The 23,194-nt window shown below is 54.0% G+C and carries 20 protein-coding genes and 1 other RNA gene; 10 read left to right on the plus strand and 11 right to left on the minus strand.

Annotation, left to right across the window (positions count from 1 at the left end; all coding sequences use genetic code 11):
• Nucleotides 1-79 precede the first annotated feature (79 nt).
• The gene (locus tag Q4544_RS11390; protein WP_303506360.1) at nt 80-1,348 is read right to left on the minus strand and encodes a hypothetical protein; all 1,269 of its coding nucleotides are present in this window, start codon (nt 1,346-1,348) and stop codon (nt 80-82) included.
• Nucleotides 1,349-1,568: 220 nt separating this feature from the next.
• Between Q4544_RS11390 and Q4544_RS11395 the strand changes: the two genes are divergently transcribed.
• Entirely contained in the window at nt 1,569-2,147 is a 579-nt protein-coding gene (locus Q4544_RS11395; protein WP_303506362.1) for a CAP domain-containing protein, read from the plus strand.
• 133 nt (nt 2,148-2,280) lie between these two features.
• On the opposite strand, the gene fnrL is transcribed toward Q4544_RS11395, so the two are convergent.
• On the minus strand, nt 2,281-3,027 hold the full coding sequence (gene fnrL, locus Q4544_RS11400) for a transcriptional regulator FnrL (protein WP_303506364.1): 747 nt from the start codon (nt 3,025-3,027) through the stop codon (nt 2,281-2,283).
• Between the two features lie 61 nt (nt 3,028-3,088).
• Between fnrL and hemN the strand changes: the two genes are divergently transcribed.
• Nucleotides 3,089-4,441: an oxygen-independent coproporphyrinogen III oxidase gene (gene hemN / locus Q4544_RS11405; protein ID WP_303506366.1), complete on the plus strand. Its 1,353-nt coding sequence runs from the start codon at nt 3,089-3,091 to the stop codon at nt 4,439-4,441.
• A gap of 169 nt (nt 4,442-4,610) precedes the next feature.
• Here hemN and Q4544_RS11410 read toward each other — a convergent pair whose 3' ends face one another.
• The 5 genes from Q4544_RS11410 to Q4544_RS11430 all read right to left on the minus strand — a co-directional run bounded on the left by Q4544_RS11410 (nt 4,611) and on the right by Q4544_RS11430 (nt 11,082).
• On the minus strand, nt 4,611-6,188 hold the full coding sequence (locus tag Q4544_RS11410; RefSeq protein ID WP_303506368.1) for an ABC transporter ATP-binding protein: 1,578 nt from the start codon (nt 6,186-6,188) through the stop codon (nt 4,611-4,613).
• The gene (locus tag Q4544_RS11415) at nt 6,185-7,291 is read right to left on the minus strand and encodes an ABC transporter permease (protein WP_303506370.1); all 1,107 of its coding nucleotides are present in this window, start codon (nt 7,289-7,291) and stop codon (nt 6,185-6,187) included. The genes Q4544_RS11410 and Q4544_RS11415 overlap by 4 nt, the downstream gene beginning before the upstream one ends.
• Nucleotides 7,291-8,379 carry a microcin C ABC transporter permease YejB gene (locus Q4544_RS11420; protein ID WP_303506372.1) on the minus strand — a complete coding sequence of 363 codons (1,089 nt, stop codon included), beginning with the start codon at nt 8,377-8,379 and terminating at the stop codon, nt 7,291-7,293. Before Q4544_RS11420 ends, Q4544_RS11415 begins: the two co-directional genes overlap by 1 nt.
• 6 nt (nt 8,380-8,385) lie before the next feature.
• Nucleotides 8,386-10,320 (minus strand): extracellular solute-binding protein, encoded by a 1,935-nt coding sequence (locus Q4544_RS11425; RefSeq protein ID WP_303506374.1) that lies wholly within the window; start codon nt 10,318-10,320, stop codon nt 8,386-8,388.
• Nucleotides 10,321-10,560: 240 nt separating this feature from the next.
• Nucleotides 10,561-11,082, minus strand: coding sequence for a cytochrome c family protein (locus Q4544_RS11430; RefSeq protein WP_303506376.1), 522 nt, complete (start codon nt 11,080-11,082; stop codon nt 10,561-10,563).
• Nucleotides 11,083-11,198: 116 nt separating this feature from the next.
• Between Q4544_RS11430 and Q4544_RS11435 the strand changes: the two genes are divergently transcribed.
• Complete coding sequence (locus Q4544_RS11435; protein ID WP_303506378.1) at nt 11,199-12,041, plus strand: prephenate dehydratase; 843 nt, start codon at nt 11,199-11,201, stop codon at nt 12,039-12,041.
• A 7-nt stretch (nt 12,042-12,048) separates the two neighbouring features.
• Here the strand turns inward: Q4544_RS11435 and Q4544_RS11440 are convergent, their stop codons facing one another.
• Nucleotides 12,049-12,522: an SRPBCC family protein gene (locus Q4544_RS11440; RefSeq protein ID WP_303506380.1), complete on the minus strand. Its 474-nt coding sequence runs from the start codon at nt 12,520-12,522 to the stop codon at nt 12,049-12,051.
• A gap of 53 nt (nt 12,523-12,575) precedes the next feature.
• Complete coding sequence (nudC, locus tag Q4544_RS11445; RefSeq protein WP_303506383.1) at nt 12,576-13,541, minus strand: NAD(+) diphosphatase; 966 nt, start codon at nt 13,539-13,541, stop codon at nt 12,576-12,578.
• A gap of 219 nt (nt 13,542-13,760) precedes the next feature.
• Here nudC and Q4544_RS11450 point away from each other — a divergent pair, with 219 nt between their 5' ends.
• The 3 genes from Q4544_RS11450 to rsgA all read left to right on the plus strand — a co-directional run bounded on the left by Q4544_RS11450 (nt 13,761) and on the right by rsgA (nt 16,970).
• Nucleotides 13,761-15,686 carry a bifunctional 2',3'-cyclic-nucleotide 2'-phosphodiesterase/3'-nucleotidase gene (locus Q4544_RS11450; RefSeq protein WP_303506385.1) on the plus strand — a complete coding sequence of 642 codons (1,926 nt, stop codon included), beginning with the start codon at nt 13,761-13,763 and terminating at the stop codon, nt 15,684-15,686.
• An RNA gene (ffs, locus tag Q4544_RS11455) (signal recognition particle sRNA small type) lies at nt 15,684-15,782 on the plus strand. The genes Q4544_RS11450 and ffs overlap by 3 nt, the downstream gene beginning before the upstream one ends.
• Nucleotides 15,783-15,944: 162 nt before the next feature.
• Nucleotides 15,945-16,970, plus strand: coding sequence for a ribosome small subunit-dependent GTPase A (gene rsgA, locus Q4544_RS11460; RefSeq protein WP_303506387.1), 1,026 nt, complete (start codon nt 15,945-15,947; stop codon nt 16,968-16,970).
• Here rsgA and Q4544_RS11465 read toward each other — a convergent pair.
• Together Q4544_RS11465 and Q4544_RS11470 are read right to left on the minus strand one after the other, a co-directional pair.
• The gene (locus tag Q4544_RS11465) at nt 16,967-17,491 is read right to left on the minus strand and encodes a protein-tyrosine phosphatase family protein (RefSeq protein ID WP_303506389.1); all 525 of its coding nucleotides are present in this window, start codon (nt 17,489-17,491) and stop codon (nt 16,967-16,969) included. The two genes, rsgA and Q4544_RS11465, sit on opposite strands and share 4 nt — an antisense overlap.
• 72 nt (nt 17,492-17,563) lie before the next feature.
• Nucleotides 17,564-19,120 (minus strand): ankyrin repeat domain-containing protein, encoded by a 1,557-nt coding sequence (locus Q4544_RS11470; RefSeq protein WP_303506390.1) that lies wholly within the window; start codon nt 19,118-19,120, stop codon nt 17,564-17,566.
• A gap of 334 nt (nt 19,121-19,454) precedes the next feature.
• On the opposite strand from Q4544_RS11470, the gene Q4544_RS11475 reads away from it, so the two are divergent.
• The 4 genes from Q4544_RS11475 to recR all read left to right on the plus strand — a co-directional run bounded on the left by Q4544_RS11475 (nt 19,455) and on the right by recR (nt 23,173).
• Nucleotides 19,455-21,212: a DNA polymerase III subunit gamma/tau gene (locus tag Q4544_RS11475; RefSeq protein WP_407063044.1), complete on the plus strand. Its 1,758-nt coding sequence runs from the start codon at nt 19,455-19,457 to the stop codon at nt 21,210-21,212.
• A gap of 12 nt (nt 21,213-21,224) precedes the next feature.
• Nucleotides 21,225-22,070 (plus strand): PhzF family phenazine biosynthesis protein, encoded by an 846-nt coding sequence (locus Q4544_RS11480; RefSeq protein ID WP_303506392.1) that lies wholly within the window; start codon nt 21,225-21,227, stop codon nt 22,068-22,070.
• Nucleotides 22,071-22,140: 70 nt separating this feature from the next.
• Nucleotides 22,141-22,485: a YbaB/EbfC family nucleoid-associated protein gene (locus tag Q4544_RS11485; RefSeq protein ID WP_303506393.1), complete on the plus strand. Its 345-nt coding sequence runs from the start codon at nt 22,141-22,143 to the stop codon at nt 22,483-22,485.
• 97 nt (nt 22,486-22,582) lie between these two features.
• Entirely contained in the window at nt 22,583-23,173 is a 591-nt protein-coding gene (gene recR / locus Q4544_RS11490) for a recombination mediator RecR (protein WP_303506395.1), read from the plus strand.
• Nucleotides 23,174-23,194: the final 21 nt, after the last annotated feature.

Raw genomic sequence — 23,194 nt, forward strand, 5'->3', positions numbered from 1 at the left:
TAGCGCTAACATAAGCGCAAACCCAAACGCCCACAAGGCTAGGTTTCACAATTCGAAACCAAAATTAACGAACCTAACGTCAAAACGTTGAGGTAAACCCAAAACTCGCCCGCATCCCTTCAGTCGAGAACCGCGAAACATTAGATTCCGTCCGACTGGCTGACACGGTCAAACTGGGCGAAAAGCCATAATATGAAATCTGATTAAACACCGCCGTCGCGCCCACAGACACCGACCAATCCCGCCGCCCATCCAAAGACAGTGAAAACTCATCGTAACTCTTGCGCCCAACGGTCGCCGCCAACGACAGGCTTGTGCCCAACACCGGCTGCGCCAGATCATACTGCACCGTCAACCGATGCGCCCAATGGGTATAGGTCGCAATATCCGCATCCTGAAACCGGCTGTCCAAAGCAAAGCGCAATACATCCAAATTGCCCATCCGCCGTGCATAAACCGCCTGCGCCCCATAAATCGTGCTATCCGGCTGCCCCGCCGCAATCGCACGCTGCCCTTCGACAAAGCCGCGCAAAGTTACAGTCGAGACATCCCCCGCTTTCAGCTCCTGCGACACAGCCAGCCGATTGTACCGCCACAACCCGCTGCCCCCGTACCAAGTCTGCCCCGTATGAAACGACACCCCACTTGGCCCCTGCCCCTCAAACAAAAACCGCAAATGCGACACCGACAAATCCAGCTGCGTTAACGCATAATCACTGCCCAAAGCATCCGGCACCGCAGACTTTGACGCCCCAGACAAGGCAAAGGTACGCCCATACAAATACGCCCCAACCGAAGTCCGATGCCGCGGCCCCTGAGCAACCACATACTTAATATCCGCAGAACCAGAGACCTCGACACCGGACAAAGCCAGCGCACTCGCAGGCAATTCCAACTTGATCTGATCCAAATAGAAAAACCGATCCGTCGCGCCACCGTTGATGTTATCAGACGGACCAATCGAAAAGCTTAACTGCGCCGATAACGGGTTCTGCGCCCGCACCGATTGAAAATCCAGCTTCACCCGATTGGCCTCTTCAACCGACCCCGCATAATTCGCCGCCCGCCGCAGCCGCCATTCCGATTGCGTAAACTGCCCCGCCTGCAAACGCGCCCCTGCCGCCAACCGCGCGGCCTGCAATTTCTGCGCCCGATCATCGCTTGCCCGAAACGCCTGCCCCGCCAATCGCGCCGCAGCCTCAAACTGCCCCTGCTCCGATTGAACCAATGCGGCTTGCATCAAATCCGCATAGCCATTGGATACTTGCCCAACAGCGCCGCCCGCCCAACAGGCAAACACGCCGCACAACAGCAGGCGTTTCAATCGCGTCAATGTCGCTTGGGTCACAGGGCCTCCTTGGGCATCAGCCCGATCCAGCGTCAGCCTTCAACCACAAGCCTTCTGCGGGCAACGCTGGCCCAAACACAGCCCAGATTTCAGCAATCCCTCGCCGACGCACCAGCCCAAATCAGCGCGAAATTGCTCCTTAAATCGCCAAAAACATCCCCCAATGTACAGCATGACCCCGCCAAGGTTAGGTCAGCCCCGAGGTGTCATGGAGCACATAATGAATAAATATTTACCTATCGCAGCGTTCGCCCTGCTCAGCGCTTGCGGCGGCGGTACAGGAATCGTCCCCGCAGCCATATCTCCCCCGCCCGGCCCAGCCGCGCCCGCACCAGCCCCCGGCAGTTCTGGTGGCGGAACAACAGGTGGCGCGCCCAGCGGCGGATCTGGCGGCGGCGCACCCTCCACCCCAAGCACAGTCGATGATCTTACGTTTTCCAGTCAGTTGAATAATGTCCGTTTGGCAAACGGCGCAGGCAACGTCGCCTTTGACGCCCGCCTTGCCGCCGCAGCGCAAGGTCACGCCGACGACATGCTGGCCCAAAACTATTTCAGCCACACCGGCCTCAACGGCTCCTCTCCCGGCGACCGCATCACAGCCGAAGGATACCAATGGCGCACCTACGGCGAGAACATCGCCCAAGGTCAACGATCCGAAGAAGAAGTGCTCGACGCTTGGACCAACTCCCCCGGTCACCACGCCAACAACATCAATCCAAACTTCGAAGATTACGGATTGGCAAAGGCAGGTACCGGGTCAGATACACGCTGGGTTCTCTTGCTCGCGGCAGAGCAATAGCGTCTAAAAAGGGAATCGTACGTTTCAGCGCTTGAAACGTACGAATTTCCACATTTTCAATTCGTTAATACTGCGTCCCAAAAGGCACCTGTTAACCTTTAAAGATTAACAGCGCGGCTCAGCTAAAATTCCCTTAGCTGACCATCCCACCGTCTGAATCATCGCCCGCTTCTTCCAAAAGACGCTCCATGCTTGGCACAGTCACGTGGCGTTTGCCTTCCAAAACAATAACGCCATCTTTTTTCAAAGCAGAAATCTGGCGGCTCACCGTTTCCAGTGTCAGCCCCAAATAATCAGACATCGCTTCGCGGGTCAGCGGCAGATCAAAGACCACCTTCGCATCCAACGACGCCAGCTTAAGTGTCGCGTCCCGACGAGCAATAATCGCCAGCAACGAAGCAATCTTTTCCCGTGCCGTTTTACGACCCAGAACCAGCATCCATTCACGTGCTGCGTCAAGCTCGTCCAGCGTCATTTCCAATAAGCGCTGCGCGACGTGTGGTGTGCGTAACATCATATTTTCAAATGGTTTTTTACGGAAGCAGCACATCACCAAATCCGTGGTCGCAACCACATCATACGGCGCCTCGCCGCGTCCCGGACGCCCCACAAAATCACTCGGCAGCAACAGGCCAACCATCTGTGTACGGCCATCTTCCATGGTCTGCGTCAGCGTCGCAATCCCCGTTACAACAGACCCGACAAAGTCCATCTGATCGCCCGACCACAACACCGTCTGGCCCGCCTGAAAGCTACGATAATATTTGATCTGATCGAGCTGGGTCAGCTCATCTTCGTCGCAACGCGAACAAACGGCACGATGGCGAATTTGGCATTCTCCACAATCTCTTGGAGCGGCTACAGACAATTCAACTGACATGGCTAGCGCCTCTTGATCTGGGTCAAAGAATTCAACGTCCTTAGCCTTTAACGCTATCGGTATGAAACTTAAAACACAATTGGCAGAATTGGGACTGTTTGACGCGAAAGTCCCCCGCTACACCAGCTATCCCACCGCTCCACATTTCAATGCGGCGGTTGGCCCCGCATTTTTCGAAGATTGCGTCGCGCAAATACCTGAAAATGCACAGATTTCTTTGTATCTACACGTCCCGTTCTGCAGACGCCTGTGTTGGTTCTGCGCCTGCCGCACCCAAGGCACCCAAAGCCTGACGCCGGTTCAGGCCTATGTCGAAACGCTCAAGGATGAAATTCGACTACTCAAAAACCGCCTACCCGCAGGAATTTCTCTCTCCCGCCTACATTGGGGTGGCGGCACACCAACACTGCTTGATCCTGAAACGATGGACAGCCTGTGCGACACCATTTTCGATATGGCCCCTATGGCGTCTGATGGGGAGTTCTCAATCGAAATCGATCCGAATGAGATCGACATTAAGCGATTGGAAATATTGGCAAAACACGGGATGAACCGTGCCTCTATTGGGGTTCAAGACTTTGATCCAGAGATCCAAGAAACCATTGGCCGCATCCAAAGTTTCGACGTCACCCGCGACGCAATTGATATGATCCGTGCCCAAGGTGTCAAAAGTCTAAACGCAGATATACTCTTCGGCCTCCCCCACCAAACGCCGGAGCGACTGGCCGAAAGCGTTAACAAACTCATCTCTCTCTCCCCGGACCGCGTCGCGCTTTACGGCTACGCCCACGTCCCGTGGATGGCCAAACGCCAGCAGATGATCCCATCCGATACGTTACCAACCCCGCAAGAACGTCTTAACCTTTTCGAGACCGCGCAGAAAATATTTAACGAAGGCGGATATTTAGACATCGGCATCGACCACTTCGCAAAGCCAACCGACGGCCTCGCCCAAGCTGCATCCAACGGCACGCTCAAGCGAAACTTCCAAGGGTATACAGACGACCAATCCGATATTCTTATTGGCCTAGGCGCCTCTTCAATCTCTCGCTTTCCTCAAGGTTACGCGCAAAACGCGCCGCAAACCTCTGCTTATGCGGCCTCCATCCGTGACAAATCCTTTGCGACCACCCGAGGGCACGTGTTTTCCGACGATGATCAGCTGACCGCTCGGCTGATCGAAAGCCTGATGTGTGAATTCGCTGTCAGCTACGCTGACATCGATGAAAGGTTTGGTATCCATCTTCCCCAGATGCGCCAGACCTTTCAAAAGATTAATGCGCAATTTCAAAACCAGTTAACGGTTAACGATGCTGGCCTATTCATTCCAAAAGAGATGCAACCATTAACCCGAATGATCGCCCGAGCTTTCGACAACTATGACTCGATAGCCCGCCACAGCGCCGCAATCTAAAGCAACCTATCGATTTCGATAGCTTTTGAGGTTCACATAGCTTCGTTAAAAAATTGTTACGGTCGGTAGGTATTTTCCAGACGACCGACCCCTATTTCAGTAGCTTAAACATTGTCCCCCTCTGGCCGACCGCATTGCGGTCGGTCAATTTCATAGGGGATTTCAACAACTAGGACGCTGCCGAGAGCAAGGCCTTGGTATAATCCGTCTGCGGCGCGTCAAACACCGCAGCAGCATCACCTGCTTCCAAAACATCGCCCTGCTTCATGACCATAATCTTATGGCTCATCGCGCGAACCACCTTTAGGTCATGGCTAATAAACAGATAGGCCAAGCCGTATTTCTTTTGCAGCATTCTTAACAAATCAACGATTTGCACCTGTACGGTCATGTCCAAAGCTGATGTTGGCTCATCAAGAACAACCAATTTAGGGCGCAAAATCATAGCCCGCGCAATCGCGATCCTTTGCCGTTGCCCACCAGAAAACTCGTGCGGATAGCGATGCATCATGGCCGGGTCTAACCCCACCTCTTCCATCACCTCAGCGACCAGATCGCGTGGCTTGCGGCCATCTGGGTTACCATGCACACCCAAACCTTCTGCAATGATCTGCTCACAGCTCATCCGAGGTGACAAGCTGCCAAAAGGATCTTGGAAAACGATCTGCATATCCTTACGCAACGCGCGCAGTTCTTTCGTCGAATAATCGCGGATGTTTTCGCCCATAAAGCGAATGTCGCCCTCTGACCCAATCAACCGCATGATCGCAAGCGCCAGTGTCGTCTTACCTGACCCGCTTTCGCCCACGACGCCCAGTGTTTCGCCAGCACGCACGGTTAACGTTGCTTCGTTAACCGCCTTCACATGGCCAACCGTACGCCGCAAAAAGCCACGTTGAATCGGGAACCAAATCCGCAAATCTTCGGTTTCCACAATCACCGGCGCATTTGGTTCAACGGGTTCAGGCACCCCAACAGAATGCGCGCCAAGCAGTTTCTTCGTGTACTCATGTTGCGGGTTGGCAAAGATTTCGGACACTGGTCCGGCCTCTACTATTTCGCCGTCTTTCATCACGCAGACTTTGTCAGCAATCCGCTGAACGATGCCCAGATCATGCGTAATGAACAAAAGCCCCATATCTTCGGTGGCCTTTAGTTCAGCCAGCAATTCAAGAATTTGCGCCTGAATGGTGACATCCAAAGCCGTCGTCGGCTCATCTGCGATCAAAACGTCAGGCTTATTCGCCAAAGCCATGGCGATCATCACACGCTGGCGCTGCCCACCACTCAACTGATGCGGATAGGCCCCCAACCGCGTCTCAGGATCACGAATGCCAACCTTATTCATCAACTCCAGAATGCGTTCCCGCGCTTCTGCACCAACGATACCTTGGTGCAACGCAAGGGACTCGCCCAGCTGCTTTTCCAAGGTATGCAACGGATTGAGCGAGGTCATTGGCTCTTGAAAGATAAAGCTGATGTCATTGCCACGTACCTTGCGCAGCAGCTTATCGTCCGCCGTCACCATCTCTTGGCCGTCATAGGTGACAGAACCGGACACCTCGGCGCTTGCACCCAACAACGACACAGTCGACAGCGCCGTCACGGATTTACCTGATCCAGACTCCCCGACAAGTGCAACCGTCTCGCCACGGTCAACACTGAACGAAACACCCTTTACCGCTTCGAACCGCTGGCCATCCTGCCGGAATGCCACGCGCAGATCGCGAACGTCCAATATGCTCATGAAAAGGTCTTCCTTGGATCAAACGCATCCCGCACACCTTCGAAGATAAAGACCAAAAGCGAGAGCATGATAGCAAATGTGAAAAAGGCGGTGAAACCAAGCCATGGCGCCTGAAGGTTCTGTTTTGCTTGCAGGGTTAGCTCGCCCAACGACGGCGCAGAGGACGGCAGGCCAAAGCCCAGAAAATCCAGCCCCGCTAGGGTAGAGATCGTGCCTGTCACGATAAACGGCAGCATTGTGACCGTCGCGACCATCGCATTGGGCAGCATATGGCGGAACATGATCACGCGGTTGCTAACACCCAAAGCCTTTGCAGCACGGACATATTCAAGGTTCCGCGCACGCAGGAATTCGGCCCGCACCACGCCCACAAGGGACGTCCAGCCAAAGAGCACGGTTAAGAACACCAACAGCCAGAAACTTCGCCCCAAAATCGCAAAGAGGATGATGATGATATAGAGGCTTGGAGTTGCGCCCCAAATCTCGATCACCCGCTGAAAAATCAGGTCCGTCCAACCGCCGAAATACCCCTGAATGGCTCCGGCCAAAATACCGACCAAGCTCGCCAAAGTCGTCACAATCAACGTGAAAAAGATCGACAGGCGGAAGCCATATAGAACACGCGCAAAGACATCGCGCTTTGTATCATCGGTGCCGAGCCAGTTTTGTTCGTTCGGCGGCAAGGGGGCCGCCCCAGCGCGATCCACAGATGTCGTATAGGAATACGGAACCAGCGGCCAAATCGACCAGCCCTTTTCGATCACCTCGCCATCCACAATACCATCATCGGCATCCGCCAAATAGGCCTCTGGATCATCAAAGCATTGCTCTAACCCGCCAGTACGGATCAGGCATTTCACCTCTGGATCGGAATAGGCAGCTTCGGTCTGGAAATCCCCACCAAAAGCCGTTTCGGGATAGAAATTGAAAATCGGCGTATACAGCTCACCGCGATAGCTGACCAAGATCGGGCGATCATTGGCCAAGAATTCCGCAAACAGGCTTAAGCCGAACAGAAAGCAAAAGAGTACCAAAGACCAAAGCGCGCGTCTGTTGCGCTTAAAGTTTCGCCAGCGTCGTTGGTTGATCGGAGACAATGCCATCAACCTTCCCTCTTCTCAAAATCAATACGTGGATCAACAAAGACATACATCAGATCGCTTAGGATACCGACGACCAGCCCGATGATACCAAATATAAACAAAGTCCCAAAGATCACCGGATAGTCCCGCGCAACGACCGCTTCAAAACCCAGACGACCCAGCCCATCAAGCGAGAAAATCGTTTCGATGATCAACGAGCCACTAAAAAACACGCCGATAAACACCGCAGGGAAACCCGCGATCACAATCAACATCGCATTGCGAAAAATATGTCCATACAGCACACGGCTTTCAGGCAATCCCTTTGCCCGCGCGGTCATAACGTAATGCTTTTTGATCTCATCCAAAAACGAGTTCTTGGTTAACAACGTCAGCGTCGCAAAGGCCGAAATGGTCGAGGCAATGACAGGCAACGCAATATGCCAAAGATAATCCAAGGCCTTCCCCATCAAGCTAAGGTGCTCCCAACCATCACTTGTCAGCCCCCGTAGAGGGAAGATGCGCCAATAGGAACCACCGGCAAACAGAATCACCAATATGATCGCAAATAAGAAACCCGGAATAGCGTAGGCAATGATGATCGCCCCACTCGTCCAAGTATCAAACTGCGTGCCATCCTTGACGGCTTTGCGAATACCCAGCGGAATGGAAACGATATAGGCAATCAACGTTGACCAAAGCCCCAGTGTGATGGACACCGGCATTTTTTCTAACACAAGGTCCACAACATCGATTTTGCGGAAATAACTCTCGCCAAAATCAAGGTTCAGATACCCCCACATCATATTTAGAAAACGTTCGACCGGCGGCTTATCAAAGCCGAATTCCTTTTCAAGATCTTCGATAAACTCTTTCGGAAGCCCGCGCGCACCGATGTAATCGCTGTCGGACCCAAAGGTCTCTTCGTTCCCAACATCATTGCCACCACCAGCAAAACCGGAAAAGACATCTCCTTCGCCTCGCAGCTCGGCTAGGATTTGTTCAATCGGGCCCCCTGGCACAAATTGCACCAGCGAAAAGTTGATGATCATGATGCCCAGCAATGTCGGAATGACAAACAAAAGGCGGCGGAGAATATATGCTCCCAAAGTCGTTTACCTCAACGCACCTGCGGCTTTCAAAGCCTCGTGCTTATCTTTGTTATACCACCAGAAATCTAAGTAACCGACGGCCAGCGGCGGCAGATCTTCTGGATGTTCATACATGTCATAGGATGCAACCCAGTCTTCAGCTACATAACCAACGGGCACTTGAATCCGTAGGTAACGCAAGGCCCGATCCAACGCCATAAGCGATGCAACTTCTTCTTCCCGGGATGTTGTCGCCAACGAAGCGTCGACGATCGCATCCACCAAATCGCTTTGAAGGGACTGTGGATTCCACGAAGAGACCACCGCGGTTTCGGATCCGTAGAACTGCCTAAGCCCTGTACCTGATGTTTGAAAAGATTGGTTCCGCGTAAAGATCAAATCGAAATCTTTATCCAAGAACCGTTGCTGCATCTGCGCCGAGTCAACTTTTTCAGATTTCGCGGTGAAACCAAAGGCTTTCAGGTTCTCAACATAGGTCGTGATGATCGCTTCAGCGGTATCCGATGTTGCCGACGATAGCATGAATTGAATTTCAAAGGCCTCACCATCAGAATTCCGCAATAGGCCATCTGCGCCAACTGTCCAGCCAGCGTCTTGCATCAGTTTCAATGACTTACGCTTATTTCGACGGTCTGTTACTGTCTTTGGGTTTGACTCATGCGCGCGCACTGCTTCCAAAGTATAAAACTCAGCAGGAACTACATCGCCTAGACTTTCCAAAAAGGCTTTTTCTGCCCCTTCAGGAACACCCTTTGCTTCAATTTCCGTGTCTTGTGAAAACGAATGACGCTGCGATGTTAAGCCATACTGCAATGACTCACTGGTCCATTCAAAATTGAACGCAAGCGCCATGGCTTCTCGAACACGAATGTCCTGAAATCTTTCACGTTGAAAGTTAAAGATAAAGCCAGTCGGCGATGGCGGCGTTCCGCTTTTAAGCGTCTCGCGTTTGACATGCCCGTTTTCCACAGCCGGGAAATCATAACCAGTCGCCCAACGTTTGGTGCTGCCTTCGGCACGGAAGGTATAGGCCCCGCTTTTGAACCCTTCGAATTCTGCTGCGTCATCTGCAAAGTATTCAATGCGTATGCGGTCAAAGTTGTTGCGACCCTTGTTGACCGGTAGGTGGTTACCCCAATAATCTGGATTCCGCTTGTAGATAATGTAGCGGTTGATCTCGAAATCTTCGACGATATAGGGGCTGCTGCCCATTGGCATCAACAAGCTAGGCTCATCCAAACGCTCGCCTGTCTTTTCATACCAAGCCTTAGAAAACACCGGTGTGCCGCCAACTTGGCTAATAAGTGAGCGCCGTGAAATACCATCGACAAACGAGAACCTGATCGTGTGGTCATCCAACACTTCAGCCCCACTGATGCGCTGTTTCACAGACCGTGCGTAGCTTCGGATGCCCTGCTCCAAAAACAGATTATGCGTGAACAAGGCATCATGCGCGGTTACGGGAGTGCCATCAGCAAACCGAGCCTCGGGCCGCATGTGGAAAATACACCATGTCTTATTCTTTGGATATTCAACTGTATGTGCCAGCAAACCATATGCATCTGTCAGGCTGTCAGACGGAATAGGCGTGCCAAACGCGCCACTCGCGAACATCGATTCCCCTGTCAGGTCAGAAAACTGTGCTGGTCTCCCCTTACTCGCAAACCGGTTCAGACCGTCAAAGCCGCCGCGCGTGCTTATGGAGATTTCGCCGCCCTTAGGTGCATCTGGGTTTACATAGTCAAAATGAGCGTAATCCGCTGGATATTTCAGATCGCCAAAAAAGGAATACCCATGTGACTTGATAATCTCGTGGTCGTCAGCAAACACCCGCCCGGGCATTCCAAGGCCAAGCGCAACCGCGCTGCTGCCCATCATGCCCAACATGCTCCGGCGCGTTAGATTCAGGAATTGATTGGTTTCGACCTTGCTTGGCATCTGGTGCTCCCTATCCTGTTTTCGAGCCTATGTGCTTTGCCCGACTGCAATTTTTGTTAGCTCTAACTTAAAGCTCGGAACCCGCGTCATTCAAGACAAGATTGTATAAACAAGTAGTGATACCCCGACTTGCTAGCACGTTTCTGCCAGCCTACTCGCAAAATGTCCCACCGAATATTTGACAAAAAAAGGCCGCTGCAAATTGCAGCGGCCTTCGTAACTCACATGAAAAGCTTAGACTTAGTTTAAGCTTTGCAAATATGCGATCAGATTGGCGCGGTCAGCTGGTTTTTTCAAACCGGCGAAGCCCATCTTGGTTCCTGGTGCGAAACCCTTTGGGCTTGCAAGGAAGCCATCTAAGTTTTCTGCATTCCAAACATCTGCAACCGCAACCAGAGCACCAGAGTACCCAAAGCCGTCAGCCGTAGAAACAGCACGGTCAACAATACCGAACAGATGCGGGCCTGTCGCGTTCGCGCCGTCTTCTAGTTTGTGGCAAGCTTTACACTTACCGAATACTTTTGCGCCTTTAGCAACATCAGCAGATGCCAGTAGCTCTTCCAAGGAAGGGCCTTCTTCAACTGCGCCGCCTGCGGAGGCAACTTCTACCTCAATTGCGTAACCAGCTTTCGCGTGATCACCGTCTCCGTGGCCGCCACCAGTATGGTACAGCGTTTCCGCAGCCCAAGCGCCCAAAAGGTAGACCAAAAGCGCACCGCAGAATGCACCCAGGATTTTTGTCATTGTCATAGTGTCGAACATGCTACGTTTTCCATCTCGTGGCGTTTGCGGCGTATCTATCCGCTTCCTTCCGCGAAAGGCAAGGTATAGTTACCGCGACCAATCGCCCATTTCGGGAAAAAGACGGAAAAATTGAAATGACCCAACGCATCGCATTCCAGGGAGAGCCCGGCGCTTACTCTCACGAAGCCTGTCGCAACAGCCGTCCGGAAATGGAAGCTTTGCCCTGCAGCACGTTCGAAGAAACCATTCAAGCTGTGAAATCCGGCCAAGCTGAACTCGCGATGCTTCCTGTCGAAAACACCACTTACGGCCGCGTCGCAGATATTCATCGCCTGCTGCCGAACAGTGGATTGCACATCATTGATGAAGCCTTCGTTCGTGTTCACATCAACCTATTGGCCGTAAAAGGCGCCAAGCTGGAAGATGTCACCGAAGCGCATTCACACCTTGTTTTATTGCCTCAATGCGCAAGTTTCTTGTCTGAAAATAGCATTCGTGGTCGTGTCAGCCCAGACAACGCGCGCGCTGCCCGCGAAGTCGCCGAAGCAGGCAATCCCGCCTCTGCCGCGCTGGCATCTGAACTTGCCGCTGAAATCTATGGTCTGGATATTTTGGCGCGCCATGTTGAAGACAACGACAATAACACCACGCGCTTTTTGATCATGGCCCCCGAAGCCAAATTTGACCGCCGCGACTCAGGCCACGGCATGGTCACCAGTTTTGTGTTCCAGGTCCGCAACATTCCAGCCGCTCTTTACAAAGCGATGGGTGGATTTGCGACAAATGGTGTCAACATGACAAAATTGGAAAGTTACATGGTAGATGGCTCGTTCACCGCGACCCAATTCTACGCCGAGGTCGAAGGGCACCCCGACGACCCATCATTACAATTAGCGCTAGAGGAGTTGGATTACTTCACCAACTCCGTGAACATCCTAGGCGTCTATCCGGCGGCTAAAACGCGTCACGTCGAGTGACGCGCCCCTAGGCTGTTTCGCGTTGGCGATAGCGTGCTTCTAGGTTGCGGCATTGGCTTTGAACCCGATCCTGCAACCGCTTATCAATATTTCCGCGCGCCAGCTTCAGGGATTGCACCAGCAACCGCATCGGCAATGTTTTCGCAGAAACGCCAATGATCAGATGCATACGTGTCCGTTTGCGTGACAGCGCCACCAATTCAAAGTTAACGACCACATCCATACCGGGCATCACAGCCTCTAGCACGATCACGTCAGGGCGTTCAAATTCAACAACCTGCGCACGCATCTTTATATCTTTGCCGCGCCAGTTGAATTCAATTGTCCAACTTGAACCCACCGACACGGCCTGTCCGGCATCATGTCGGCGTACCTCGATGCCACGTCGCATCGCCATCCGTTCAAACACATCGTAGTCCGAAAGAAGATCAAAGGCATCTTCGATAGGAACGTCTAAGTCGTCTTTTGCTTTAAAATCCATGAGACCGCTCTAGCCAAGAAAGATGTTATATTGGTTTATTCACAAGTGTCGCTTCAATCCAGCTTATCCGCAAGCCAGTTAAGCAATATAAAATGCGCAATCGCGCCTTTCCGCGCAGGGCGAATTTTTTCGTGGGTGCCCGCAAAGACTTCCATCATCTCCTCACGGCTCACCCAAAACGCCTCTTCGATCTCGTTTGGATCAATTTTTATCTCGGACGTTAGAGCCTCGCCATGGCAGCCAATCATCAGGGACGAAGGAAAGGCCCAAGGCTGGCTACCCAAGTATTTAACCTGCCCAACTTGCACCCCCGATTCTTCCAAAACCTCACGTCGCACCGCGGCTTCTGGCGTTTCACCTGGCTCCACGAAACCAGCCAGCAGAGAATACATGCCCTCTGGCCACCCCGGGCTACGCCCCATCAAAACGTTATTTCCATGCGTAATTAGCATGATCACAACCGGATCTGTCCGCGGGAAATGTTGCGTTTGGCACGACGGGCAACTGCGCTGCCATCCGGCTTGAACCATCTCACTTTTTTCACCGCAGGCAGAACAATACTGATGTGACTTATGCCAGCTAAACAAAGCTCGCGCAGTCGCCGCCAATTCCGCATCCCTTGGATTGATCGCCCCCATAACAGCGCGCAATTCCTGAAACATATGATCCGCAGGCACATCCGGATGATGCTGCTCAGTGGGATCTAGAAATCCAGCATCCGGCAGATCTTGATCCTCAGGTGACCAGCTTGAAACATCCTGCGCAAAGCAAAGCCCATCGCCTTCGGCACCAAGCAGAGTTGGGGAATCTACAGCGTGGGCAAATATGGGGTGGGTCAATGGCAGACGAACCAGCGACTTAATTTCATCCCCTGTCATCAAAGGTTTACCGCGCCAAAATACAACGCTGGTCGAAGACTGATTCGCCAATCCCGCGGCCAATGCCTCGGGATCTGACCTTAAATGTGCCGCCCGATCTAACGCAGACCCGCCAAATGTCACTGTTTCAAAATCGACCAAAACCATACTCCGTTCGGAAAACTCACAGCCCGTAAACCAAATATTTATGGTGCTGTCGCATCAATACGTACAACAGGTGGGAATGTCGCGTAGCAAAGTCACCCCTGTTCTTTAGCCCTTAGCAAACAAATTTTCGCCAACACAACCTAAACAAGAATTGATCATAGAAAGTTTCCCGCTTAAGGTTTACCCAACAAAATCAAAATTTTGGTGACGACGATGCAAAAACAACCGCAAGACCGCCAAACCCAAATCTCGCTAACCATACTAGCCACATCAGATGTCCATGGCTCTCTATCAAGCTACGACGCCCTCGCAGACACGCACCAACCTTCCGGGGGTCTTACCCGCATTTCGTCCTACGTTTCTGATATGCGCAAAACGGCCGCCAATTGTTTGTTGCTCGACAACGGCGACTTCCTTCAAGGCGCCGCAATCTGTGACCTTGCCGCGATGGGCGATCTTGACCAGTTCGCCAAGCATCCTGTGCTAAAGGCAATGAACCACCTAAAGTATGATGCCGTGGGACTGGGCAACCACGAGCTGGACTACGGCCTAACCTACCTACGCAAATGCCTCGCCCAAGCAGAATTTCCGGTGGTATCGTCTAACCTTGGCTGCGTACGCCAACCTTGGAAAAGCGAGCTGATACTTGAACGAAAAGTTTGCGATCAAAACGGTAAAGAACACACACTAAAAATCGGCATCCTTTCGGTCATGCCGCAACAAGTGGTTGAATGGAATCGGATACATCTGCGCAACGAAATCGCTGCTCTCAACCCGGTTGCTGCCGCAAAAACCAGAGCAGCCCATTTGAAATCTATGGGTGCGGACCTGATCATCGCCCTGGCGCACACGGGAATCGGCGCCATTGATCCGCCAGTAGATGCGGAAAACGTGGCCATCCCCATCGCCAAAATCCAACATATAGATGCGGTCATTTGCGGCCACACCCATCAGATTTTTCCAACGCCAACACACACGACGCAATCCGTCATAGATTCCAAAAATGGACGTATCCATGGAAAACCCGCCGTGATGGCCGGATTTAATGCATCCTATTTAGGCAAAATTGATCTAGAGCTTCAGAACCTCAAAGATCAATGGCAGGTCACTCAGTCGACGACAGAAGTCATTGCGATGGTTCCTAAAGAGGCACAGCGCGACGGCACTGCACAAGACATTGAACTGCTTGAAAAACTCGCACCCTATCAGTCTGCCACGCGGCGCAAATTGCAACGCAAAATCGGAACGGTCAATCAACCCATTCACAGCTATTTTGCCCGCCTCCCCGGCGATCCCTCTTGTGCGCTTACGGCTCTTGCAAAATTCCAATTTGCGCAATCAGATGCAAACCAGCACACCTTACCAGATTTACCAATCCTCGCGGCCAGCAGCCCGTTCCGCAGTGGCGGCAAGGCCGGTCCAACCTATTTCACCGATGTAAAATCAGGCCCAGTCACAAGCGGTGACCTCTACGAATTACATCCGTTCCAGAACACCATCAGCGCGCTGCAAATCAACGGCCGACAGCTTAAGGATTGGCTTGAAATGTCGGCCTCTTCTTTCCGCCAAGTCCGCCCACGCACCCGTCGACAAACACTGAAAGACCCGTCATTTCCTTGCTATGGATTTGATACGGTTTACGGCGTCACCTACCAAATCGACCTTTTCGAACCGGCGAAATATGACGTGCTTGGCCGCATCAAGCACGGTGGCCCTGGAAAACGCATCCGCAAACTGCAGTGGCAAGGGCAAGACGTTGCACCAGATCAAGAATTCATCTTACTTACAAATAGTTACCGCGCTGGCGGCGGCGGTAACTTCCCTCATGCAGCAGATGCCAAACGCGTCGACATCACTCCGCAAGACTTGCGCGAGTTGGTCGCTGACACGATTGCCAATGGCTTTGATCCGGACGATCTGCCAACCGCACCTTGGCAATTTACCCCCCTTCGGGATGCAAGCGCGATCTTCCTTACCGGCCCCGGCGCACGTCAGGTCGTGAACGAAGCAGATCACCTGCCCTTGACCGAGGTCGGCATGAACGATGACGGATTTTTAGAATACCGTCTTGATTTAGCGCCAAAACGCGCACAAGCCTCGCTTGCAATCCCAAGTTCCTCCGCATATATCACCTGCTGAGAGGTTGGCGCGGGCAAGCGCCTCGCCAACCCGGTCAGATCCGGAAGGAAGCAGCCGCAACGAGCCCCGCTTGGGTCGATGTTCAACCTCTCACCTTATGACCGCGGGCAAGACCCCGCCTGAAACGAACGGAGGGAATTCATGTTTGTCATCACCGCCCTTCGGGCAGCGGCCTGAATTTAGGTCGTCCTTGCCTGAACCCGTTCGCGCGCTGTAGCCAATACAGCAGCGCTGATCTACCGTTTCTTAGGCAAATCAATGACATATAGCTACCAAGACCTTGGATGGTCTTCTTTCTTCGCCGATCAAAACGACGACGAAACTCTGACCGCATATCGCGTGTCCGAAGTACATCGCGCACGGCTAACCGCCTTATCACCTGACGGCACGCATACACTCGTTTCCCCCATCCATGAAACCCGCGGCATCGCTGTGGGCGATTGGGTTCTCGCAGATGACGAATATCGTGTGACATCGATTCTTGATCGTCAAACACTGCTGCAACGTCGCGCCGCTGGCCACGAAGTCCGCCCACAACTGATTGCAGCCAATGTAGACACAATCTTTATTGTCAGCTCCTGCAACGCAGATTTCAATATCGCGCGGCTGGAACGTTACCTCGCGCTTGCCCAATCTGCGGGCAGCTATCCGGTGATACTGCTCACCAAAGCAGACCTTTGTGATGATCCCGCATCTTACCGCAAGCAAATCGAACGCTTGCCAAACGCACCCGCCGTGGAATGCATCAACGCGAAAGACGCGCTAGAGGTAAAAACAGCCATGGGCTGGGTCAAAAAAGGCCAAACCGCCGCCTTCGTTGGCTCATCAGGCGTAGGCAAAACGACCCTCGCCAACCTCATGACCGGCGATAATGACGCAACTGCTGGCATCCGCGAAGATGACGCGCGCGGCCGTCACACCACCACAGCAAGGTTCCTCAAACCCATGCTAAACGGCGGCTGGCTGATCGACACGCCCGGCATGCGCGAGCTACAGCTTTTTGATGCCCAAGAAGGTTTAGACGCAGTATTTGAAGACCTGCAAATCCTAGCAGCGTCTTGCAAGTTCAACGACTGCGCGCACGAAAGCGAACCGGGATGCGCCGTAAAAGCCGCGCTAGAACGGGGTGAAATTGATGCCCCTCGCCTAGCACGTTGGCGCAAACTTCAGGCCGAGATCACGCATAATTCGGAAACCTTGGCACAGGCCCGCTCGCGTGACAAAGCCTTTGGCAAGATGGTCAAAACGACCCTCAAAGGCTCAAACCGTCGCAAGGGTCGCTAAGTCTGGCACATACCTCCGGGTCGCGGCAGCTGTCTGCGGCGACCCTTTTTAGCCCAGTCAAATTGTTCATCCGTTTCCACCGCACAGGGTCGTACCGCGCGCAATCGACCAAGGGCCAGATCAACGGGCTCCCCCGCTTCGACCATCAAGCGCAGCGCCACCATGCCCGAACGCCCACAGCCCCCCATGCAATGCACCAACACGCGCCCGCCACCGCGTAATGAGGTCAGCACACTCACGGCCACCTTGGGCCAGTCCTTTTCAACTTGCTCATCGGGCACACCAAAATCCGCAACCGGCAAATGCGCCCATCGCGCTGCCCGCTCACGCACATCAACGCCCAGCATTTCCGCGCCGAATTCCGTCATTTCACTAAGCGTCGTCATAGACACAACAATTGAGGGCTTCCAATCGCGAATATGCTCAAGGTCCCGTGCATAATCACCGCCCCGCCCCGGCAGTGCCGACAAAGCCAACAGCCCGCCACCCACGGATAATGCGTGAAATGCAATCTGTGTCATAACACCCTCCCGGCGGCACGCGCGCCACCAAGAGCCATATTCGCAAAGTTTCAAAATCTGCCAAGGGTTTTCTTATCCCAAGCCACCTTCGGCCACTTGCCCCGGATACCTCTCGGCCCACTCACCTAAAAACGCTGCAACATCCTCATCCCCAGCAAGATCAATGGCCCTGTGTGGCAAAGCAACTCCCTCACGCAAAACCATTTCCAAACACGAGATATAATCCCGCTCCGCACGCTGCGGACAATTTTCAGACCCGTGAATGATGGTTGAAAGCAACGTCCCGCCATAGCCATTCACATGGCTAAGATCAGGCTTAAGCGACAGAAAGTATGCCAACACTTCCGGCAACCCTTCCCATCCGGCCACCTGTACCGGCGTCAATCCTTCGCTGTCGGGTCGGTCATATTCCACCCCCAACTCAACCAGCCGTCTCACATGTGGCAACTTGCCCGGCAAGTGCAGGATTACACGCACTAAATCGCGATACGCATTTGGCAGCTCTCCGGTATCCAAAACGCGCTCCAGCTGATCACAGCCCTCAGCGGCCTTCGCCAATATTAACTCATCCGCACTCAATACGGTCGACACACCCCGCGCCTCTAGTGCGTCGACCAAATCCCGGTTCCCAAACACCCGCGCATAGCCATAAGCCTGCACGCCTTCATAGGACTCATTTGGATCAGCCCCGGCATCCAACAACATCTCGATCATACGCCGATCACTCATCCGGCGCGCCGCCTGATGCAGCGCCGGAATGACATAGGGCAGTTCCCCCCCAACCTCGGCACCTTCGAACCTATGCGCCTCATCGCTGGCCGCCATCAGCATTTCAACTGCCCGATGATCATGAAAATCCATCGCCCGCAGCAACGCATTTGTCCTCTTCGGATCAGCCCCATGGCTCAGCAACAATTCCAACCCACGATGATGCCCTAGCTCGGTAGCGTGATACAGGCTCTCCCCATCATTTGGATCAGCCCCATGCTCCAATAACCACTCCGCCAACACCATATTATCCGCATGTCCAATCGCCCCATACAGCGCAGACAAATTATGATCCGACCCGGGCGCAACGGGCATTCCATCATTCACATCCGCACCGTGTTTGACCAACAATGCGGCAATAGCCAACATATCCTCAGCCAAATCAGGCCGCGCATGAATCCAGCGCGAAAAACACAAATGCAGCATCGGCGTCTTTGGCCCTAATGCCCGAACTGCTGCCCGCGGGTCAGCCGCAATTGCCGCTTCAACAGCCGCGCGATCCAACAACGCAATCTGCAACCCCAATACGCCGTCAGCCAAATCCGGCACTCGCGCCAAAAGCTGCTCAATCGCATACAATCGCCCATGCGCCACAGCCATTTTCAACCGCTGCACCAAGGCCGCCCGATCCAGCCCCATAGTCTCTGCTGCCAATTTTAATGCAGGCCAACTCGCAAAATTCTGCTCCTGCGCCACCACATGTAAAAAATCCGCATGCCGCAATGCAGCTCCATCGCTCCGCGGCGGATGCACACGCAATCGTTCAACAGCAGCAGGCGATCTGCCCTCATAGCCACGCCGCAAAAGCTTTGCAGATCGGCGGAGGGCATCAAGGCTCAAGTCTTGTTTAGGAAATGTCATCGGTTTCTCCTCAAAAGCCCGCGGTTCGCTCAACAGGGCAGGAAAACCCGAAAATTCGGTGTTTATCAGCAAATGTGGGATGCATCACGCTTTCCGCGAACCTGGCGGCCGTCCCTTCCGGCCATCCAAAGAATACCGCGATCCCTCCACGGCTCAAGCCTATTATTTCACCTTTCCCAAATACTCTGGGGTGAATGGCGCGCCGCGCCAGAGGGGCAAAGCCCCTGTCCACGCCCGCAACCCGGCGCGCTCATTCCCTATCCATTTGCCAATCCGGTAGACGCGCCGCCCCCCAGCGCATAACTTACCCCAGATACGATTCAAAAGGCAGAGCATGAGCGATTCAGAAAACACCGTTTACCAGGTCCTCGCCCGCAAATATCGGCCCGAGACTTTTGTCGATCTGGTCGGCCAAGACGCCATGGTGCGCACGCTCAAAAACGCTTTTGCAGCAGATCGGATCGCCCAAGCCTTTGTCATGACAGGCATTCGAGGCACGGGTAAAACCACAACGGCCCGGATCATTGCCAAAGGCATGAACTGCATCGGCCCCGATGGCACCGGCACCCCTACAACGGAACCATGCGGCGTATGCGAACATTGCACCGCCATCATGGAAGGCCGCCACGTTGACGTCATGGAAATGGACGCCGCCTCCCGCACAGGTGTCGGCGACATCCGTGAAATCATCGATTCAGTGCATTATCGCGCTGCCTCAGCCCGCTACAAAATCTACATCATCGATGAGGTGCACATGCTCTCCACCAGCGCGTTCAACGCGCTGCTGAAAACATTGGAAGAGCCGCCCGCCCACGTCAAATTTATCTTTGCGACCACCGAAATCCGCAAAGTCCCTGTCACTGTCCTCTCTCGTTGCCAACGCTTTGACCTGCGTCGCATCGAACCCGAAGACATGATTGGCCTCCTGCGCAAAATCGCCACCGCAGAAAACGCCGAAATCGCAGATGACGCATTGGCGCTGATCACTCGCGCTGCCGAGGGTTCGGCCCGCGACGCGACATCCCTATTGGACCAAGCCATCTCGCATGGTGCTGGCGAAACCACCGCCGACCAAGTCCGCGCCATGCTTGGCCTCGCTGATCGCGGCCGTGTCCTTGATCTCTTTGACATGATCCTCAAGGGCGACGCCGGCGGCGCGCTGAACGAATTGTCGTCCCAATACGCCGATGGTGCTGATCCCATGGCCGTTCTACGCGACCTTGCGGAAATCACCCATTGGGTGTCCGTCGTCAAAATCACACCCGAAGCTGCTGACGATCCCACAATCAGCCCCGATGAAAAAGCGCGCGGCCAAGCCATGGCGGAAAACCTGCCCATGCGCGTCATGACCCGCATGTGGCAAATGCTGCTGAAAGCCATCGAAGAAGTCTCTGCTGCCCCCAACGCGATGATGGCCGCCGAAATGGCAATCATTCGCCTCACCCATGTGGCCGACCTACCCAGCCCCGAAGAGCTGGTGCGCAAGCTACAAAACACACCCGTGCCGCCCATGCCACCCGCTGGCGGCCCCGGCGGTGGTGGCGGCGGCGCAGCCCCAAGCGGCAATCAAAACACCCAAGCCGTGTCCAACACTCAGATGGCAGGTGGCAATGGCGGCACAGTCACGGCCCTCGCGCCTCAAGCGGTCACAGCTCTTGCGCAATACGCCACCTTTGATCACGTCATTGAACTGATCCGCGGCAAACGCGACGGCAAACTCCTGATGGATGTCGAAGCCGACGTACGCCTCGTGTCCTACCGCCCCGGCCGGATCGAATTTCAGCCAACCGAAAAAGCCCCTCAAGACCTGGCCCAACGCCTTGGTCAACGCCTAACCCATTGGACCGGCACGCGCTGGGTTGTCTCCCTTGCGAACGAGGGCGGTGCCGAAACCATCGTCGAAAAACGCAACGCCGCTGACAACGCCATCAAAGCTGAAGCCATGGCGCATCCGTTGGTCCAAGCGGTGATCGAAGTCTTTCCCAAAGCCAAAATCACTGACATCAAAACTCAACAAGAACTCACCCAAGAAGCCTTTGCCGAAGCGCTGCCCGAAGTAGAAGACGAATGGGACCCTTTCGAAGAGGAATAAGCGCCCATGCCAATGCGCCAACGACGTTTCTTGCAAGTCGACGTATTTTCAAGCCGTGCCTCAAAGGGCAATGGCCTCGCCGTAGTTGTCGATGCAGACGATCTCAGCACTGAGCAGATGCAAGCCTTCGCGGCTTGGACCAACCTTGCCGAAACCACATTCCTATTGCCACCTACGGATGACCGCGCCGATTACCGCGTGCGCATCTTCTCACCTGCAAAAGAAATGGCATTCGCAGGGCACCCAACATTGGGCAGCTGCATGGCATGGTTGCATTGCGCAAACGCACCAAAAGATCCCAAAACCGTTCGCCAAGAATGCCAGATCGGACTGGTCGACATCGACATTTCAAAGCCCGATCCGGCCTTTATTGCGCCTCCCACAGCAATGGCACCAATGCCTTCCAGCGAACAATCTAGACTGATTGCAGCCATGGGCATTGATCCATCGGTCGTGAAAACGGCGATCATCTTAGACAATGGCCCCAATTGGAATCTCTTCGAACTTCATTCCGCTGCTGATGTGCTGGCTGTTGATGCCGACAAAACCCGCTGGCCCGAGCACGCAGGCCTAGCACTAATTGGCGCACACAAGGGCACATCAGACATTGATTTCGAAGTCCGCAATATCGCCCCTTCTAGCGGCATGTCCGAAGACCCAATAACCGGATCGCTCAATGCCGCCCTCGCGCGTTGGATGCTAGAAACGGGCAGGCTAACCGCAGATTCAGTTGCCGCGCAAGGCACCTGTATCGGGCGCGAGGGGCGCGTAGAATACCGGCTTGATCCCTCTCGTCTCAATGACGTTCTTATCGGTGGCGCGGTTCAAATCATGATTGATGGTACGCTTACGCTTTAGCCCCACCTTGTGCCGGGCCGTTGCAGACCGTATCTACATATCAAACGCGAATACCATTCAGGAGAACACCATGCTTAAAGGTTTGGGCCAACTTGGCGATATGGCCAAGATGATGAAGCAAGCACAAGAAATGCAGACCAAAATGACAGACATGCAAGAAGAATTGCATGCCATGACGGTCACCGGCGAAAGCGGCGCGGGTCTTGTCAAAGCCACCGCATCTGCCAAAGGCGAACTCAAAGCACTCGACATCGACCCATCCATTTTTGTGGCCTCCGAAAAAGAAGTCGTCGAAGACTTGATCCTCGCCGCCATCAAAGACGCACAGTCCAAAGCCAGCGACAAAGCACAATCCGAAATGGCGAAAATCACCGAAGGCCTCGGCCTGCCGGCTGATTTCAAAATGCCGTTTTAAGTTGACGCCAACACCCTTGCTTGTTCTTGATATAAATACCTAAACCGCGCCCTTTCGGCGCGAAATCCGGCCCAGAACAAGCAAACGGCATCGCCAAATGAGCAACAGCGACCTCGACACACTCATCGAACTGATGGCAAGACTTCCGGGCCTCGGCCCCCGGTCTGCCCGCCGCGCTGTGCTCTATCTCATTCGCAAGCGCGCCCGCCTGCTGACACCACTGGCGGATGCTATGCAACAGGTCGCAGCCACAGCGCGCGAATGCCTAAACTGCGGTAACGTGGGCACCTCAGACATCTGCGACATCTGCGACAGCGAGAAACGCGCCAACGGTGAACTCTGCGTCGTCGAAGATGTCGCCGACCTTTGGGCCATGGAACGCGCCAATGTCTTCAAGGGCCGCTATCACGTGCTGGGTGGCACCCTTTCTGCCCTCGATGGCGTTGGTCCCGAAGACCTCTCCATTCCCCGCCTCGTGGACCGCGTGACCAGCGAAAACATCACCGAAGTGATCCTCGCCCTCAACGCCACAGTCGATGGCCAAACAACCGCGCATTACATCGCGGATCAATTGGACGGGCAGGTCAAACTTTCCTCCCTCGCGCAAGGCGTCCCAATCGGCGGCGAGCTTGACTACCTTGACGAGGGAACGATCACTGCAGCCCTCAGCGCACGAAAACCGGTGTAAAACCCCAAAAATCTGCATATT

Source organism: Cognatishimia sp. 1_MG-2023 (assembly GCF_030548175.1).
Lineage (GTDB): Bacteria > Pseudomonadota > Alphaproteobacteria > Rhodobacterales > Rhodobacteraceae > Cognatishimia.